4 protein-coding genes and 1 pseudogene are annotated in these 19265 nt (G+C 70.4%); 1 reads left to right on the top strand and 4 read right to left on the bottom strand.

The features are described 5' to 3' along the window. From ABZ420_RS19660 to dtd, 4 genes and pseudogenes are all read right to left on the bottom strand, one after another. Positions 1 to 16046: pseudogene (locus tag ABZ420_RS19660) on the bottom strand (hypothetical protein); the annotation flags it as partial. A 37-nt stretch (positions 16047 to 16083) separates the two neighbouring features. Then, on the bottom strand, positions 16084 to 16584 hold the full coding sequence (locus tag ABZ420_RS19665) for a YbaB/EbfC family nucleoid-associated protein (RefSeq protein WP_357124479.1): 501 nt from the start codon (positions 16582 to 16584) through the stop codon (positions 16084 to 16086). Positions 16585 to 16603: 19 nt separating this feature from the next. Next, on the bottom strand, positions 16604 to 16927 hold the full coding sequence (locus ABZ420_RS19670) for a hypothetical protein (RefSeq protein ID WP_357124482.1): 324 nt from the start codon (positions 16925 to 16927) through the stop codon (positions 16604 to 16606). 186 nt (positions 16928 to 17113) lie between these two features. Then, complete coding sequence (dtd, locus tag ABZ420_RS19675) at positions 17114 to 17557, bottom strand: D-aminoacyl-tRNA deacylase (protein ID WP_357124484.1); 444 nt, start codon at positions 17555 to 17557, stop codon at positions 17114 to 17116. A gap of 166 nt (positions 17558 to 17723) precedes the next feature. Between dtd and ABZ420_RS19680 the strand changes: the two genes are divergently transcribed. Further along, entirely contained in the window at positions 17724 to 19247 is a 1524-nt protein-coding gene (locus tag ABZ420_RS19680; protein ID WP_357124487.1) for a hypothetical protein, read from the top strand. Positions 19248 to 19265: the final 18 nt, after the last annotated feature.

Raw genomic sequence — 19265 nt, forward strand, 5'->3', positions numbered from 1 at the left:
GGCGTAGGTGGCACCGTCGGCGGACCTGGCGGTACCGGTGGCGGACCTGGCGGTACCGGTGGATGCGGCGGTGTCGGTGGGACCGGCGGCACCGGTGGGACCGGAGGTTCGGGAGGCGTGGGCGAAGCCGGAGGCGTCGGCTGCTGCGGCGCAACAGGAGGCTGTGGCGGCGACGGGGGGTGGGGTGGGTTCGGCGGCTTCGGGGGTTCCGGCCGCGGCATCGGGACGGGCCATGGTTCCACCTCGTTCAGGAACGGGCCCGGCATCTCGAACTCGTAGTCCTTCGGCGGATGCGGAATGTGCGAGCGCAGCGCCCAGTTCGGCGGCATCCGCCGGGAACGTGCCCGATCCGGAGCCGACGGCCCTTCGGGCGGCTCCGAATCACCGTCGCGGTTCGAGCGTGCACCGCCCGACGACTCCTCGTCACCGTCGCGCTGCGCGCGTGCACCGCTGTTCGACGAATCCTCATCACGGCCCCGCGCCGGACGAGAAGCGTCCCCATTCGTCTCCCCGCCACCGCGAGTCGCCCGCGAACCGGACTCCTGCGGAGAACGATGCGCGGAACGTTCCCGATCAGCGTCCCGCACAGCGGCTTCGGCCCGGCCGAGCTCGTCCTCGGCATCGAACACACGCCGAGCCGCCCGCTCGAGACCCGCAACCCGCTCGTGCCACGGCCCTTGCTCATCCACGCGCATCGTCCGCGAACGCAGACCCTCGAGCGCGTCATCCAACGTATCCCTCGTCAGGTCCTCGTCATCGACCGGCAGACCACGCCGAGCCTCCGCGAGATCGGCCCGCGCATCCACCAGCGCTCGCGCCGCCACGTCCCGCTGCGCGGACAGACGCGCCACCTCGGCATGTGTCGGAACCTCAGCCGGACCATCTTCCGTGGGCGGAAGAGCTTCGCCGTCGCGATCGATCAGTGATGTCCTGGTCACGTGATCGGCCTGTTCGAGAGCGTCGCCCGACCGCACGACCTCATCCTCGGCGTCGAACACACGCCGGGCCGCACGCTCCAGCTCCGCGACCCGCCGCTGCCACGGACCCTGCTCATCCACCCGCATCGTGCGACCACGCAGACCGTCGAGCGCTTCATTCAACGCGTCCCGCGTCAGGTCCTCATCGTCGACCGGCAGACCACGGCGAGCCTGCGCAAGATCGGCCTGCGCGTCCGCCAACTCGCGCACCGCCGCATCCCGTTGGGCGGATAGGTGTTCCAGGTCGGCACGGGCGGCTCGCTGGACGAGGTCACCGAGGGCGGCGATGTCGTCGGCGCGCTGGACCACCTCGGCGCGCAGTTCGGCCTGCACCTCCGCGAGCTGGGCGGGAGTCAGCCGCTCGTTCTGGTCGAGTTTGCCGTCGCGGTAGACCTCGTAGACCTCGGCCCACCGCTCGGGACCCGCGTCGGTCAGGTCGACGCCGACCAGGCGCGCGAAGTCCCGGCTCGCGCCGCGGTCGGGGCCGGGCGGAAGGTCGGTGCTGCCGTCCAGCATGCCGAGGCGGCCGGGAGCCTCGGTGAGATGGGCGACGTCGCCGATGACGTCGAGCAGATGGCGGACGGCCTTGTCGTGCACCGGGAACTCGACATCCGACACGCGGGGATCGATCGCCTGATCGCCGTGGGCGCGCGGGTCGAACACATCCACGGCGGCGAGCGCGTCGGCGTAGTCGGTGATCGCGTCGACCAGGTGCGGGTGCAGATTCGGCCGCTGCGACAGATTGGCGATCACCTCGCCCAGCTGCGCGATGCCGGTGATCCGTATGGTTCCTGGCAAGGCGTCGAGGCGGCGGACCAGCCGATCGTTCGCGGCATCGATCGCGCCTCGGTCCATGCCGCGCAACAGCTTCGCGTACTTGACCAGCGCCTCGGCCCGCTGCTGACGCAAGGCGTTACGGATATCCGGGTCCGCGACTGTCTCGGCGAGGCGCTGCGGTGTCATCTCCCCGGCATCCAGGCCGAGCCGATGCGCCAGCAGATTCCGCGCGTCGCCGACCTGGTGGTAGGTGTCGATATCCCAGGCGGTGCGCGCGTAGTCGATGATCGCCTCGATCTGGCCGGCGCGAATCGCGTTCTCGTCGTGCAGCACCGCGAGCCGTTCGGCGAGCAGGCCGGGCGAAGCCAGCTCCGCTGCGGTGATGCCGAGGCGCTCGGCCAGTTCGTCGATGCCGGCGCGGATCTCTGCCCGCGACAACGGTTCCGGCGCCTCATCGATGGTGGGGCGCGCGTCGGGTTCCACCGGAGCGTCCGGCACGACGCGCCAACCGTCGCCGTCGTTCACCACGGTCACGTCCAGCCTGCGTCCCTCGACCTCGCCCGCGAAGTGACGCACCCGCGTCGCCCCGCCGTCGGCGATCACGATCCGTTCCTGCCCGGCCTGCACATCGGTGACCAGGTAGTGGACCTCGACGATGCCCTCGTTGACGGCTTCGGCGAGCCGTGGGTGCGCCGCGAGCGCGTCGGCGATCACCCGATCGTGGTCGAGTCTGCCGTCCATCACCACCAACCGCATCGGCCCACCGGGCTCGCCGGGCACCAAGCCGAGCCCGGTGCCGTCCTCGAGCAGCGCGCCGCCCCGCGCGAGCACCCACTCCCGCCCGGCCATATCACCGATCACGCCGGTGAGTTCGTCCGCCGCGGCGTCGGCCCGCAGGAACTCCTCGGCGTCGGCGAGGAAATCGGTCAGGCCGCGAGCGTGCTCGCGGATGCGGTCCATCTCCTCGGCGAGCGCGTTCGCCAGCTGATTCGCGTCGAGCGCGTGCAGATCGGTGCCCAGCAGCTGCGCCCACACGGAGCGCTCGTCGTTGATCTGGTCGCGGCGCAGCGCGTTCTCGAAGAACGTGCGCAGACCCTGGTCCTGGCCCGGCTGGTCGGTGTCGTAGAGGTCGCCCCACTCGCGGCTCGGCTCGCCGCCGTTGTTGACGCCCTCCCAGTCCAGCAGGGTGGGATCGCCGCCGAAGGCGCGCACGACCTCACCCAGGAACCGGTTCATCGGGTTGGCGTCGAAGAAGCCGACCTCGTCGCTGTAGGGGATCCGCCCGTCTTCGGCGTTGTAGCGGCGGGACGCCTCGGCGAGACCGGTGAGCGCGCCGATCCGGCGGATCTGCTGATACCGCAGCAGATCGATGGCTCGGCGGACGTTCTCGGCGGTCGGCGCACCGAGGTCGACGCCGAGGGAGTCGGCCGCGGCGGCGAGGGCGTCGGCCAGTTCCTGCCGCAGGACCGACGCCTCGGACAGCTCGCGCAGCCAGTCCGCGAGCTCACCGGCCCCGGCGGGCAGCTCCTCGCCGGACCGCTCGGACGGGTCCGGCATGGTGTCGGGCGCCTCGCCGTCGGTCGGCTCCGGCCTGGAATCCGGCGCGGCGATCGCGCGGGCGTCCTCGGCCTGCCGCTTCAGCTCGTCGAGTTCCACCCCCAGTTCCCGGCGCACCAGCTCCGGATCGGCCTCCTCCAGCCAGTACCGGTACTCCTCGCCGTCGCGGGTGATCGGTGTGCCGTACTCGCCTGCCCGGTTGTCGACACGGGAGGTCAGGCGCTTCAGCAGCGGAACGAGTTCACGCTTGCGCCACATGGTGACGGCTTCCTTCAGGATGCGGACCGGGCTGAACTTGGTCTGCATCACCTCGTATTCGTCACCCGGCGCGGGTGTCGGATCGTAGTGCTTGGTCAGCGGCAGCCCCGCTTCGTGCGCGAGCAGCGACTGGCCCGCGCTGTCGACACCGGAGCCGGACGGGTACTTGGGGCTCTGACCGCGGAAGCCGGTGTTCAGCGCCTCCCACAGGCGGCGAAGGCGTGACTTCGGTCGCGCCGGTTCCCGTGGTGCGGGCACGGTCGTGTCGGCAGGCGCCGGGGCGTCGAGACGTTCGGGTACCTCGACCCGCCACCCGTCGTTCTCGTCCGCCACCAGCCGCGCGGGCACCCGCTCGCCGTCGACTTCGAGGGTGTAGCGGCGGGTCGGGCCCGGTTCGGGACCGGTCTGCCCACGCGCCGCTTGGACGGCGTCGGCGAGGTCCGCGATGGCTTCCGCCTCGTGGCGCACCGCGGCCCGGGCGTCTGCCACCGTCGCCTCCGGATCGCGATCCAGATCCGCGGGATCGATGCGGAGCCGCCGCGCCCAGGTGTCGCGGGTCGCGGTCGCCTGCGCGCGCAGGTCGGGGTCGCGAACGGCGCGGGCCCGCTCGGTCGCCGCGGCCATCGCCTCGACCACACCGGCGCGCAACAGATTTCGGTACCGCAGATCGGCGATGGTCGCGCCGAGATTCTCCGGCGACAGATCGGTCTCGTCGAGTCCGAAGCGGCGCGCAAGCCGGTCGCGGGTCTGCTCGATCGGTTCGGCGCGCGGCGCTCGGGATTCGGGGCCGGTAGGTGCCTCGCCGTCGCGGATCGACCCCTCGGGCACACGCTCCGCCAGCTGTGCATCGCGTTCGGAGCCCGCGTCTTTCGATGGCTCCTCGGCTGCCTGCGCGAGTGCGTCATCCAGGCGGGCCACTTCCGCTTCGGCGTCGAATACGCGCCGGGCGGCGCGCTCGAGCCCGGTAAGCCGGTCCTGCCATGGCTGCTGCTCTTCGACCCACATCGTGCGCGAGCGCAGTCTCTCCAGCGCATCATCCAAGGCACCCTGTGTCAGGTCCTCGTCGTTCACCGGCAGACCACGCCGAGCCTCCGCGAGATCGGCCTGTGCGTCCGCCAACTCCCGGGCAGCCGTATCCCTCTGCGCGGTCGAGTGTTTCAGGTCGGTAGGAGCGGGTGGAAGGGAAACCGGGCTCGTGGGTGCGGCAGGCAGTTGGTGTTGTCGTGGTTCCTCGACCGGCAGGCCCGCGCGGCGCAGGTCGGCCCGCACCTCGCGCAGTCCGTCGTCGTGTGCCTCGGACAGCCAGAACTGTTCGTCGCCGTAGCGTTCGTCGCTGGTGAGCGGCTCGAAATCGTCCGGGAAGCGCATACGGGGGCCGTCGGCATCGTCGAGGAAGCCACGAGCTCCGGCGAGTTCGGCGAGTTCGGCCAGGGCCGCGAGCGGATCGCGCAGTCCGCTGAAGGTTTCGCCGAGGCCCAGGGCCTCGGCCAGCCGGCGGACGTGCTCGGCCTCGGCATCGGTGAGCGGGTCGGCATCGCGTTGGCTGGGCCAATCACGCTGTTCCCGGAAGAACTCGACCACATCGCGTACCGGGTTGCCCGTGCGGCGGGGGCCTTCCGCCCCACCGCCGGCAGGCGACTCCGCGTCGGCGGGCGGAGTCGGCGGCCCGGACGGCGGGGTGCCTTCGGCAGCTCGGGCGGGCTGCGCGAGGCCGTCTCCGAACGCAGGCTCTCGCGTGACATTCGATGGCAGTTCGACAGCTTCCCCGGCCTGTTCGAGCGCGTTGTCCACCCGGGAGAACTCGTCCTCGGCGGCGAATACACGCCGGGCAGCGTGCTCGAGCCCGGTGATCCGCTCCTGCCACGGCCCCTGCTCATCCACCCGCATCGTCCGGCTACGCAGGCCGTCGAGCGCGTCATCCAACGCATCCCGCGTCAGATCCTCGTCGTTCACCGGCAACCCACGCCGGGCCTCCGCCAGAACTACCTGCGCGTCCGCCAACTCACGTGCGGCCGCATCCCGTTGTGGGGATGGACTTGTCGGCTCGGCCTCGGTCTTGTCGTGCATCGGCCCCCTGCCCTCCCGAGCAACGCCAGGGTCCGTGCCGCGCACTGTTTCCGCGACGGGTTCCCCGGCTGCGTGCGAGGGTGCGGGGTGCGTGTCCGGATCGATCGGGGTAGTGGATCCGTCGAGTTCGTGTTCGAGTTCGGCGAGGCGGTCAATGGCGCGGCGGTGGATCTCGTCCAACTCGGCCAGCAGGCGCGTGTGCAACTCGTCCAGCGCCCGGCTCTCGGGAGAGAGGTGTGCCGTGTCGTCCTGTCCGGCGGCCAGCCGGTCGAGCCGGGTGACGGCGGCGTCGAAATGCCGATCGAGGTCCGCGGCGATCCCGTCGAGCTGGGCGAACGTGTCGCGGAGCAGTTCGTCGAACTGTTGGCCGGTGCGGCGGGCCGCGTCGTCGAATTCCGCTCGAATACGCTCGAGCGCCGCCTCGGCCGAATTCTCCGGCTCAGTGTGCGGGCCGAGCGCGGGTGGCGGCGCTTCGCCCGCGAGTGCGCCCTGGCCCGTACCCGGTCGTGCGGACAGGTCGTCGAACCGTCCGGCGATCTCGGCTTCGATCGCGGCCAGGCGGTCCAGGGCGCGCTGCTCCATCCGGTCCAGATCCGCACCGACCCGGCGCAGTAGGTCATCGAGTTGCTGGTCGATTCGGCGGTGCATCTCGTCGAGTTCGGCGAGCGCGCGGTGCGCGTCGTCCCGCGCGGCGGAGGACGGTCCGGGTTCGACCTGCTGATGGGACTGCGCAGCCGACGGCTCGGCTTCTCCCTGCTCGGTCTGCTCGTCCTCCCCTCGCGCGGAGGAGTGCGGGTCGTCCGGCGCACCCCGCACACCATCACCGGGCGCGCCGGTGTGTGCAGCGCTGGGCATCGCACCAGACTCGTCCTCGGAACCGGCGACTCGCGAATCCTCAGCCACAACCGGCTCTCCGACACCAGGTTCGCCAAGACGCGCAGCTCCCGACTCGCTCGCGGGAACGTCGACTCGCGACTCCGGCGCGCCGTCACCCGGCTCGTCGGGCTCGCCCTGACGCGCGACGGCGGGTGGATTCTGCGGCGGTTTCTGCCCACCGCCGTCTGCGCTCGGCTGCGGCGCCGGAGACTCGACCTCCCCCTGCGGACGCGGCTGCTCCCCGGTGGGTGGGCGGCGGTCGCCGGTCGGGCCGTGAGGTCGTGGCGGCGTCGCACCGGCAGCGCCCGAAGCGGGGGGCAGGTAGCCGGGGTTCGGCGGAAGCGGAGCCGGAGCATAGGGGATGCCCGCGCGCCATTCGGTCAGCGGCGGCCGGTCGGCGTCCCAGTGGAAGCCGAGGCCGATCGCGTGGGCGTTGGCCTGCTGCCAGCTCGCCCCGGGATCGGCGTCGAGGAATCGTGCCTCGGCCAGCATGTCGCGCAGCAGCACGAAGTCCTGCGGCAGCGGCGCCCCGTCGATCAGGCGGTTCCATGCCTCGGCGACATCGGCGAGGCGATCCATCCGCGTGTGCACGTACCGGCCGTGCGGGTCGCTGTGGTCGCGTACCCGATGCTCGTCGACCATCAGGTGGTTCTTGATCCGCGCCAGATCCTCCCGGGTGAGCGCGGGCACATCGTCGCGCATGTGCTCGCCGAGCGCGTCAGCGACCTGATCGGGATCCGCACCGCCCGCGAGCAGTTCGCGGAGGTCTTCGACCGTGTCGCGGATCGCCTCGGGGTCGTCGGCGGCGAACCGGTCCGCGAGTTCGCCCGCGACGCGGTCGATCTCGTCGTGGATGCGGCTCAGCTGGGCGTCGACGTCACCGAGCGGGTCGATGCCCGGCTGCCGCCGGACCAGCTCTCGCGTGACGAGGTCCACCACCTCGCGGGCGCGCGCTTGCTGCTCGGTGCGCCGATGCCGTTCGAGGCCTTCGGCGATCCGGTCGAGGTCGGTGTCGTCGGCGAGGAACCGCTGGTATTCCGCGTTCGCCCAGTCCTGGACCCGCTGCCAGGTCGCGATGTCGCGGTCCCATTCGCGTTGCAAGCCCTCCGGGATATCGACCCGGTCACCCGGCGGCACATGGTCGGCCGTATCCCACGGCCGGTGCATCGGCTGGATATTGCGCTGCGGCGGGGCGAACCATTCGTAGTTGCGGAACACGGTGCCGAACGGCGGCACATGCCGCAGCCACGGCCGCGCCCGCACCCACTCGCCGATCTCCGGATGACGCTGGATCCACGCCTTCACGGCCGGATGCTTCGGCACCTGAGCCGCCATCAGCAGCAAACGGACCACGTTGTAGGAATCCCCGCCCCAGTGCTGGGTGAAGATATCGTCCGGGTCGACGCCCGAGGTGTCGTACCGCGAAGGCGCCTGCGGCATGTGCACCGGGAGGCTGCTTTCCGGGATCATGCCCGGCGGAACGTCGTCGGCCGGCAGCATGATGTCGTTGACGACGTCCTCCATCGCCCACCCGCTGACACCGTCCGGCAGTTCCTTCGGCGAGTACTTCTTGGGCAGCTCGCCGCGGTCGCGCCCGAATTCCCAGTCCGGGCGGGTCGGGTCGACGCGGTGCCAGACGCCGTCCGCGTCGCGCCACGAGGTCATGTCCAGCCGGCGGCCGCCGATCCACCCGGTGCTCAACCGTTCGATCTCGGGCGGGTCCATGTCCCGCACCCGAACGTTGTCCTCGCGGTCGGCGAGCACCGTCCGGTAGTCGACCGCGGTTTCCGGGCGCACGATCGCCTGTGCCGCATCGGAACTGCGGCGCAGGGCATCGGCCAGAGCCGCGTCGTGGTCGGCGCGCGGCGCGGCCGGGTCGGGCCGGGGACCGAACACGATGATGCGCGGTCGCTCACCGTCGATGATGCCGACTCGATCGGTCAGCATCCGGCCGCCGATGCCCTCGACGAGGTCGCGGTAGACGCCCGCCACCCTCGCCATCTCGTCCTGGATGCGGCCGATCGTGTGGTGCGCCTCGTTCACTTCCCGCGCGACGGTGTCGAGTGCGTCGATGTCGCGGTGGACAGCGGCGGCCTCCTCGGCGGTGTGCGTTCCATCGGCGAGCCCGTCGCGGACCGCGGCGCGCAGGTCGGCCACGGTCCGCTCCAGCCGGTCCGGCTCGCAAGCCGCTTGCTCGACCCGCCCGTCGGAGTCCAGCAGACCGAGGCGGGCGGCGAGTTCGTCGCGCTCGTGCCGCAGCGGCTTGACCTCTCGCAGCGCGTCGGCCCGATGCTGGGCCAGTTCTTCCAGCGCGTCGATCACGTCTCGCGGGCGGGATCGTTCCGCTCCGACGCCGGCCCTGCGCAGCTCGTCGATTTGCCGGTCCACGTGCTGGATTCGCTCGTCGAGCTGGTCGACCTCCTCGGCGGCCGCCGCGAGCTTCTCGATCACCCGCCTGCGATGCTCGAGTTCCAGCGGCTCCGGCGCGACCCGGTCGGTGTGCGGCGCGTCGTCGAGGCCGCCGACGTCGTCGATCGTCCGGACGTTCGCCGCCTCGTACAACCGCAGGACGGTGGCTTCCAACTGATCCCCGCGCAACGCCGACTCGCCCAAGGGGACGTTGTCGCCCCAGAAGTCGCAGCGCGCGACCCGGTCGTCGCGCTTGGCCCGCCAGAACTCGCGTTCGCGGGTCAGCTTCTGACGCTGCTGGACGAGCCGGTCGTATTCGCCCAGCGGGGTGGTGGAGAGTTCGAGGTCCGCCAGTTCCGTCTCGAGACGCGCGGCCTCCGCGTCGGCGTCGGCGAAGTCCCGCGCGACCTGTTCCAACTCGCCGATCCTCGCAAGCCGTTCCGGCATCTCGGTGACCGGCATGGTCCGCCCGCGCAACTCCGCCAGCGTGCGGTCGAGGCCATCCGGTCCGGGTCGCAGGGCCGCCCAGTCGTCGGCGTCATCGATCGGGAACCGCCCCGCGAGATCGTCACGTCGCTGGCGCAGTTCGTCCCGCCGCTCCCGCGCCTGATCCAGTTCCGTTGCGAATCGGTCATATTCGGCGCGGGACTCGGGCGACATCCGGTCGCGTGGGTCTTCGGATCGCGTGCCATCGTCGGTCCCGCGCGGCGGGACGCTCGGATCGGGAAGCGACGCTATCTCGTCGTCTCCGGAGTCCAGGCGGTCGGTCTCCGGCGGGTTATCGGCGGACAGAGTCACCGGCTCGTGCGGCTCGGATTCGCCGAGGCGCCGGGAGTCCCCGGCGAGGAACCTGGTCGCGCGAGCGTCGGGCAGTGTGCCCTGGATGAGCACCTGGGAGAACTGGTCCGGCAGGTCGAAGATCGGTTTGAACTTCCAGGACGCGCCCTCCGGCGGCAGGCCCGTGCGCCATTCCAGGATCACTCCGTCGCCGTTGGCGAATTGCTCGGCCGCACTGCGCGTGCGCGACCAAGAGGTCGTGTCGCTCTCCGCGGCGCGCCGCTGACCGATGTGCTCTTCGGCGGACAGGTCCACGGTGCCCCGTGGCACCGCCCGGCCCGAAATCGCGTCGGTGAACGCAGGATTGACCGATCCGTCGGGCAACAGACGGGGAATGCCGCGGTACAGCGGGGTTCCGTCTTCCGGCAGATTGCCCTCGAACAGGACGTCCCCGTCGTGGCCGAGGGGGTCGTCGTGGTCGTCGGCGGTCCGCGGTGGTTGCGCCGCTTCGTCGTTCACCGCATCGTCGCGTCGCGACGCCGCGGCCTCCCGATCGCCCGGCTCCGGCCCAGCGCGCGACTCGTCGGGTGACGACGCGGCGCGCGGCGGACCGTTGGAGGACTTGTCCGCCCACGCACCCGCGTCCGGGCGATCGTCCGGAAGGTCCACGTGGTCCGGCTCGAGCGAGACGGGCGCGTCACCGGTCTCCGGCGGCTCGGCGGCCGAGCGGGTCAGCAGATCGTGCAGTGCACGGGCGGGGGCGCTCACCGAGTCGGCGTCGGCGTCGCCGCGCAGCACCCGGTCCGCGAACGCCTCTGGCAGCGCCTCCTCCGGCCGCAGGGTCCCTTCACGGTCGAAGCTGTGGCCGCTGAGCTGGTGTAGCCAGTCCCCGAACGCGAGATCCGGGTCGCGGGTCTCGTCGTCCAAGTAGCGCTCGTACAGATATTCCTCGGCGCGATGGCGCGCGCTCTGCTGACCGGCGTAGTCGAGCGCGTGCCCGTATTCATGCGCCACGACGGCGCGCACCGGACGGCGCAGCACTTCCGGGGAGAACCGCCCGTTGTCGACACCGAGCCGCATCCGATCGCGGAACGTCAGCGCGCTGCCCGCGTGGTCGTAGCTGAGGACGATCGATTCGGTGAACATGCGGCCGGAGGAGTCCAGCCGCGGCTGCGCCATGCCGATCACCTCGGGCGGCAGGCCGCCGATACCGATGCTGCGCAGGTCCACGGCCGGGAATCGATCGAACAGATCGACCATGGTCCTGGCGTATTCGCGCACGACCTCGGGGTTGAGACCGGACAGGTCGAACCCGAAGACCTCGAAGCCGGGGTTGTCCATCGCCTGACGCAGGTGCTCTTGCAACCGCTCGCCGACCTCCTCCGGACTCAGGTGCGACCATTCGTCCTCGCCCGATACACCGAGCAACTCCGCGTCGCGGGCGTCCGCCGCGTCGCTGTCGCCGTCCTGCGCAACGGCTGATTCGTCGGTGTCGGGTGGCGCTTCGGTGGTGTGGCGCGGCGGGTCGGCGGCAGCACGCGCCGGGTCGGCGGCATCATTTACCGGGGCGTCCGCCGCACGAACTGGGGTACCGGCCGTCGGCGCGTGGCCCGGTATCCGCACCAGCACAGGCGATGCGATGCCGCCGATGACATCGACCCGCACCAGCTCGCCGTCTCGGGTGAGATCGAATCGGCGTGCGGTGATGTCGCCGTTCTTGGTGGCGTGCACGAGGTGGTATTCGACCCCCAGCGTCCCGTCCCGATGAGCTCGGAGCAGTTGCTCACGCGCCCGCAGCAGCGCCCGCCCCTTCGCGCTGTCCGGATCGACACCGCGCGCTGCCATCTCCTCGGGCGTCTCGGTCAGGATCCGCCGCAGATTCTTGTCGATCGCCGCCGTGCGGCGCAGGTACTCCGGTGACCCCTGTTGGGCTTCGGCGACTTTGGAGCCGTTGAGCGTCGCACCGACGCCCTTGGCCTCGATCACCACCAGCTTCGGCGGCTCACCGTTCACGCCGGGGACCAGCACCGCGATGTCGACGGTATCGGCGCCATCGATGGCGCCGTCGAACGGGGTCAGCAGCACCGCGCCCGGCCACTTTTCCCTATCCAGCCCGAATGCACGGCCACCCAGTTCGCCGAGCGTCTTCGACGCCTTGTTCAGCAACGGACCCAGCCGGTTGAACTCCGCCGCGTTGCGCTGCATCTCGACGAGACGATCCAGCTTGGCTTGCTTCTCGTCGTCGGAGAGGTCGGACTCTAGGATCTCGGCCTCGAGATGTGCCACCCGTTTGGCAAGTTTCTCCTCGGCCAGGTCGCTGATCTTCTCGATCCTGAACTCCGCCATATGACGCTTGACCATGTCATTGGCCGCGTCGCGTTGCGTCTGCAATGTCGCACGCTCGGTGACCGTCTTCGCGATCTCGCGGGCGATCACGTCATCGACCACCGTGTACCGCTGAGCGGGGCCGGGATCGGCCATGAACCGGTAGGGCCGCTTCGTCAGATGATCCGGGAGGTATTCCTTGGTCGGCTCGTCGTGCAGCCGGAAAGTGTCGTCGCGGTAGGTGCCGGGATCGTCGTCCTCGTGATGCCACGTGCCGTCCGGGTCGCGGTAGGAGTCGAGGCGATCACCGAATTTGTGCAGCAGTCCATCGGCGTCGCGGTACATACCCGCCGGAACGTCCTCATCGGCGCCGTTTTCCAACCGGTGCTCGGCGTCGTCGGATTCGCCGAGGAAGTCGGGGGTCTCGTCGAGCGTCCGGTCGCGCGATGGCTGTGCCGCGTCGTCGCCCTCCGGACCGTCGCGGTCCAGCGGTGCCACCTTCCGATCGCCCGGCTCCGGCGCCTCGTCGTCCGCGTGGCGCGGCGGGGTCGCGGGCTCGGATGGCCGATTCGCCTCGTCCTGTGCGTCCCGATCGCGGTCGCCCGGTGGAATCCGCGCCGGGTCCGGCGGGTTCGTATCATCGCCCGGCGGAATTCGCGCCGGGTCGAGAATGCTCGAATCATCGTGGCTGCGCGCTGGATTCGGTTCCGAAGCGGAGTCGGACGGTGATCGCGGCGGTATCGGCGCATCGTCAGCGGGCCGCCCACCGGCGACCCGCCACCAGGTATCGGCGTTCTTGCGGTACTCGCGGGCATGCCATTCCGCCTGCGCCGCCCTGATCCGCAGCGACCGTTTCGACACTCCCTCCGGTAGATCCGCGTCATCGATGCGGTCCACCAGGTCGCGCAGCTGCCGCGCCTGCTCGGCTGCCCGCCGGGAGTGCATATCGGCCATCTCGGCCCGCATCCGCGCCCGGAACTGCTTCGGCGTCTCGTCGTCGCGCCGACCGGCGATCTCACCGTCGGGCCGGTAGATCGGGCGATCGTCGGTCGGACGCACACGCGGGTCGGATCCGTTAGGCGGCACCACCTTTCCCTGACCGTCGAACAGGACGGCCGAGACCGCGCGGAGATCCATCGGCACGTCCGGCGGGAATCCCCTGCGGCTGTCGGCTCCCGGATCGGACACGTCGATGTGGAATTCGCCGGTGTCCGGGTGCATGCGCACGGTCAGGGTGTAGGCATGGGCGCCGACCCCGTGCTCGTCGACCGGGCCGGTGTATTCGTCCACCACGAGGGCGCGCGGAACCCTGCCTTCGGCGATATCGCGCGGGTCCATTCCCCTGGCCATCCGCAGCAGTTCGTCGGCGATGGCCTGGTGACGGGGGTGGTCCGGTCCACTGTCCGGGTAATCCCACAGACGGCCGCCCGCGGCATCCTGTATGTCGCGCAGCGACATACCTCGCGGGCCGACCGGCTCCTCCGGCGGCCGGATGGTATCGCTCCCGGTGGCCTGCCGGATCTCCTCGAGCGAGAGCCGAGCGCACTCCCCGCGGTTCCCCGGCTCCTGTTGTGCGGCATCGGGCTCCGGATCGTTCCGTGACGTTTCGTCCGAATCCCTGCGCGCCGGGTCATCGGTGTCGGCACCCGGACGGCGCGCAGGCCTGGACTCGCCGGAGTCCCTGCGGGCCGGACGATCGGTGTCCGGCCCCGGGTGACGCGCAGGCCTGGTCTCGCCCGTGTCGCCCGCGAGCGGCAGCACGACCGGTTCGGCGGTGTCGCGGCGGTCGCCGTCGGACTCCGGCTTGTCGCGGGAGCGCGACGTCTCGCCCTCTGGTCGGTCCGCACTCGCTTGGCGCGTCTCGCCCGCGGGGCGCGCGACAGAATCCTGGCGCGCGGCACCGTCCTGGCGCGTCTCGCCGACCTGGCGGGTCGCACCGGCCTCGCGCCTGGATTCGGCTCGCGGCGCCTCGGAGTCGGTCTTGCCCGCTCGCACCGCGGGCTCGTCGCGGACGGGACCGGACGCGCGATCCGCGACACCGGCTCGTCCCCGGTCGGCGGCGGATCTGCTGTCCGGCGTGGCGTTCTGAGGACGCGGATCCGCGGACCGTGCATCACTCGATCCCGTCGAAGCAGGCGACGCGTGCGTAGTGCCGGGCGCCACACCGGTGGACGGTGGCGCACCCGCGGTCGACCCAGCCGGCGGAGTGACCGCCGGGCCGGTCAGCGGAGCGCCCGCGACCGGGGTGCCGCTCGTCTGCGGAGTATCCGACACCGGCCGCGTCTCGGGATTCTGTATGCCGTCGAGGCTGCCGCGCTGCGTACCAGCAGCATCGACCGCCGCCCTGTCCTGTTGACCCGCTGCGATATTCGGCTCCTCGGACCGGTCGGCACCGGCCCCGCGGTCTTGCCGTCCTTCATCGGCGAGACCAGCACCGGTCTCGGACGTCGACCGCTCGCTCGACGTGGACCGTTCACCCGAGGCGGACTGCTCACCCGGCGACTGCTCACCAGACGCGGGCCGCTCCCCCGACGTGGACCGTTCACCCGAGGAAGACTGCTCACCTGATGCGGACCGCTCCCCCGACGCGGATTGTTCACCCGACGACGCCCGCTCACCGGACGTCCCCTGCTCACCGGCCGACCGCTCCGGAGTGCTGGACTCCCCGTTCCGCCCGGCCTCGCTCCCGTCCTGCCGCGCCCCGTCTGAAGCAGCACTCGAAACCTGGTCTCCCCTGGCAGTACCGCTGTCACCGGCACCGGAGCGCGCAGTGTCCGAGCTTCCTGAGCCGGTGCTTCCGTTCGCGGCGGCGGGCATCCCAGCGCGTGGGGCGCCGGCACCGTTCGATGCCCCGGAAGTGTTCGACGCACCCGCCGGGTTCTGCGTCCCCGCGCCGGGCGCCAGGCCGCTGCCGTCGCCCGCACCGGGCGTCGCAGCCCCATCAGGCCGGTACCCCACCCGCGGCCCGCTCGCGTCGGCGAAGAGATTGTCCAGGCGCGTCCCCAGGTCGGGACGGCTCATCGTGGTCGGCATCAGGTTGTTCCACATGCGCGCCGACCCGACCTTGGCCACGCTGGTCATCGCGCCGTTGGAGGCGCCCGCGGTGAACATCCGCCAATCGACCGGCGTGTTCCCCAGGTTCTGCAGCGCCCGATCCCATCCGTCCGTCCACGCGTCGAAGCCGAACTGCGTCGCGGTCGCGCCCACGAAACCCGCTCCCGCGCCGACCAATCCCGCCGTCGTCCCGGTGATCGCGCCGTGCAGGAACGGATTGAAATCCGGGCCGAACCGCCGGGTCAGCGCATGGCCGAGTTTCTCGCCCAGCGGTCCCGCCGCGGCGCCACCCGCCGCCGAGCTGACGGCGGTCACGACGACCTGCTCGACGTTGATGTTCTTGCGGTGGCCCTGCTCCACCTGGTAGGCCTGCACCCCCAGTTCCTGCATGGTGCCGAGGATCGTGTCGATCGCGACGTGCCTGAGTATGAAACTCACGAACCGGTTCGCGACGATCCGACCGACCCGCTGGATCACCGCCTGCACCAACCGCTGGCCGATGATGCGGACCGCGATCCGGGTCGCCGCGATCGCCGCCGCGTCCACCGCGGGCTTGAACGGGCCGGAGAAGAACGACGCCGCCAGTTCGGCCGCCAGCAGCGCCAGCGACGACCAGTACATCAGCTTGCCGTACTCGATCTCCGTGCCGACGTCGTAGGCGGAGTCGCCGATCTCCTTGAAGTAATCGGCCAGCTTCGACAGCGTCTGGTCGTCCTGCGGGTTTCCACCGCCGAAGGTCAGGAAGCTGTCGAAGGCTTTGACCATCTCCGTGTAGCCGTCACCCGAGGGATAGGCGGTCATCGACGCGCTCTTGGCCGCCTCGATATCGGGGATGACCGAACGCAATTCGCTCGCGGCGGTGCGCCAGTCCCCGCCCAAGGCCCACATCTGGTCCTCGTTGCCCTCGGGCCACTCCATGCCGACGATCGGCTCGAGGTATTTCAGTACGGCGGGCAGCTCGATGGCCATCGGTGGCTACCTCGTTCCCCCGGCCCGAATACCGAGCTCACCAGCTGGAATCGGTGACCGATCCACCACGATCGCGTTCTACGGTCTCGGTATCGGTGAACCGCATGCCGCTGTCATCGGAGAACTCCCTGCGCTCTTTCGCGTTCGGCGGCGCCGTCGGGGCGGGGACGGGTTCCGGCGCACGCACCTCGGGCATGCCCTCGACCAGGTCGGACAGCTTCGGCATCCGCGCCCGATGGTTGTCCAGCGGCGCCATCAGATCCCGGGTCTTGCGGGCCACGTCGGCGCTGGCCTGCTGCGCGGCGTCGGTGATCGCCTTGGCGATCTCGGCATAGCCGAGGTCTTCGATGTTCGGCCCGAACTGGGTCTCGATGACCGTGTTGTCGGCGTTCACGACCACCGTCACCCGCTTGCCGCGCACCGTCGCGCGGCCGGTCAGCTCGGCGCGCTCCTGCTGCAACCGCGCGATGATCCGCATCTGCTCCTGGACGCCGTCGAGGATGTCGGCCAGATCCGCCTTGGCTTGCTCGTTCGTCATCGGTCGGTGAACCCCGGGCTCAGCGGATGCCGTCGCGGTTGCCGTGCTCCATGTCGCGCAGCAGGTCGGCGGTCTTCGTCTGTCCTTCGCTGAAGTTGTCGAACGTGCCCGCCACATTGCGCGCACCCTTGATCAGGTTGTCCCTGGTGGTGGTGTAACCGCCCTGACCATCGGGGCCGTTGGCGAAGTTGCGGCCTATCGTGTCGTCGCCCCAGCAGTTTCCGCGCGAAGCGATCGACGTGCTCAACTTGTCGATGATGCCGGTGATCCGGTCCTCGACATGCCCCGTTTTCCGGGCCGCCTTGCGGAACAGATGCTCATCGAATTCGACATTGTCCGCCATCGCGTCCGCTCCTCCACCCTCGAGTCCTTCCCACCGACGGTAACACCGGATGACTAATCACCAGTGACGCCAACGTGAACGGGATGTTCCTCGGCGTTTGCGGGCAGGCACCACCGCAGGTAGGGCGTGGCCGGATCACGAAATATCGCGGGGGACGCCAACTTTCGGGGGCAATACGACTCCGGTTCACAACTCCAGCATGACGGTGACCGGGCCGTCGTTCACCAAGTCGATGTGCATGTGCGCACCGAATCGCCCCGTAGCGACTGTTGCGCCGAGTTCGCGCAGCGCGTGCGCGAAGACGTCGACAAGAGGTTCGGCGATCGCGCCGGGGGCGGCCGCCGACCAGGACGGGCGCCTGCCCTTCTTCGTGTCCGCGTACAGCGTGAACTGGCTGACCACCAGGATCGGGGCGCGCAGATCCGCGGCCGAGCGCTCGCCGTCGAGGATCCGTAACCGCCACACCTTGTCGGCCAGGGCCCGCGCGGTCGCCTCGGTGTCGGAGTGCGTCACGCCGACCAGGGCGACCAGGCCGTGCGGGACACCGTCGGCCGCCGGGTCGATCCGGCCGACGACCTGCTCGTCGACGGTCACCCGCGCCGAACTCACGCGCTGCAATAGGGCTCGCACAACCCTCGATCATGCCCGCCGCTGCCACAGTAACCGCCGCACGGGTGGCGGTCCGCCGAACGACCCCGCCTGCCTGGCCGGATACAGGTGCGCGCGGGCGGCAAGCGTGACAAACTCGGTGCGCAGAAGGTTATGTTGCGCGGTTGCCGCGCGTTGGCGGAGGATCATGCTGGAAACGAGGAGCGCGATGGATCTGGACGCGATGGAGCGCCAGATCGCCGCGGATCGGTATGCGGCACTCGACCGTACGGTCGAATCCGAATTGCGCTTGGCCACTTCCCTCGGCGAACTCGCCAAGGGACTGATCGCCACCAAGACCAATGGTTCGATGCGCGATCGCACGCGGGAGGCGCTGGCGCCCGCCGAGGAAGCGGTGGCGATCCGCTTGCGCCTGCTGTCCAGGGGCCAAGTGCTGACCGCCCGCCTGGCGGGTGAGTTGAACGACGCCCTGCGCTCCTTCGAGCAGGCGGCACGGCACAGCGGCCGCAGGGAACTGGCCACCACGACGATCCGTCGTGCCTGTGACGTCTACCGTCAAGTGGCGCGAGAGCATCCCGAGGTCGCGGGCCCGTGCGCCGACGGTCTGTCCAAATGCGGCGTCTGGCTGGGCAGGCTGGACCAGGATGCCGCCGTGGGCGCGACGGAGGCGGCGGCCCGCATCCGCGCCGCCTTGGCTGCGGCGAACCCGGAACTGTCCGGCAAGTACCTGGCCAGTTTGAGCACGCTGCTGCGGACGCTCATGGTCGGCCGGTCGCGCAAGCAGGCCATCGCCATGTACCGGGAGCGGTACGCCGCGTTCACCTCGACCACCATGTCGATCCGGCTGCGCGCGTGCGGTATCCAGGACCTCGATCTCACCCCGAAATCGCACCGGGCGCTGGTGGAACTGGGCTGCCGCACACTGGAACAGGCGGGACGGCTCACCCAGCAGCAGGTCATGTTCAAATCCTCCGGCGACCTGTCGACCGTCGAGGAGATCAACTGGAAGCTGGCCCTGGTCGGCCTGCGCCCGCTCGCGCCCGGTACCGAACAGGATCAGCCGGCCACGCCCGTGCAGATCGGCTCCACCTTCGGCGCGCTGAGCGTGTACTTGCCTGCCCGGGACGCCATAGCCCAGGTGCGCGCCGCGATCATCGCGGCCTATGCCGTCGACGACGCCTACCCCCTCGACCGGGAGAGTTACCTCGGTACGCACGAGTCGAAGTGGAAGATCCGCGAGCCCGAGCTGAACACCTCCCCCACCCTCGGTGACGACATCGTGCTGATCGACCAGCCCTACGGCGGCTGGATCACGGTCATGAGCCTGAACTGGGAACTCACGCCGGTGGCGAAAAACCCGCTGGCGCTGCGCCTGTCCCAGGACTGGCCGGTCGCGGCGATCACGGTCACCGAGAACGTGGCCTACGAGCTGTGCTGGTACGAGCACGGCGCGGCCACCCAGTACGCCGCGCTCGGCCGTCCGGCCGGGCAGGCGCCCCTCGAGAAACCGCTCGCGCCACTGAACTTCGAGACGCTGGCTCTGTACAACCCCGACCGGGCGACCGAGAGCAAGCTGCGCGCGGCCTTCGGCAACACCAAGGTGTTCGCCAACCTCACCTATCTGCCGGACTGCGGCCTGCGCCAGATCAGTGTCGACACGCCGCTGTCCGAGCACGGCGACCGCGTGCTGTTCTTCCGTACGACACCCTGAGGCTCCGGATACGCCTGT

It is taken from the genome of Nocardia sp. NPDC005745 (assembly GCF_040630775.1).
Taxonomy (GTDB): domain Bacteria; phylum Actinomycetota; class Actinomycetes; order Mycobacteriales; family Mycobacteriaceae; genus Nocardia.

Excerpts from the sequence above, each read along its gene's own strand:
- ABZ420_RS19665 (WP_357124479.1), bottom strand. The coding sequence starts at position 16,584 with ATGACGAACGAGCAAGCCAAGGCGGATCTGGCCGACATCCTCGACGGC.
- ABZ420_RS19670 (WP_357124482.1), bottom strand. The coding sequence starts at position 16,927 with ATGGCGGACAATGTCGAATTCGATGAGCATCTGTTCCGCAAGGCGGCC.
- ABZ420_RS19680 (WP_357124487.1), top strand. The coding sequence starts at position 17,724 with ATGCTGGAAACGAGGAGCGCGATGGATCTGGACGCGATGGAGCGCCAG.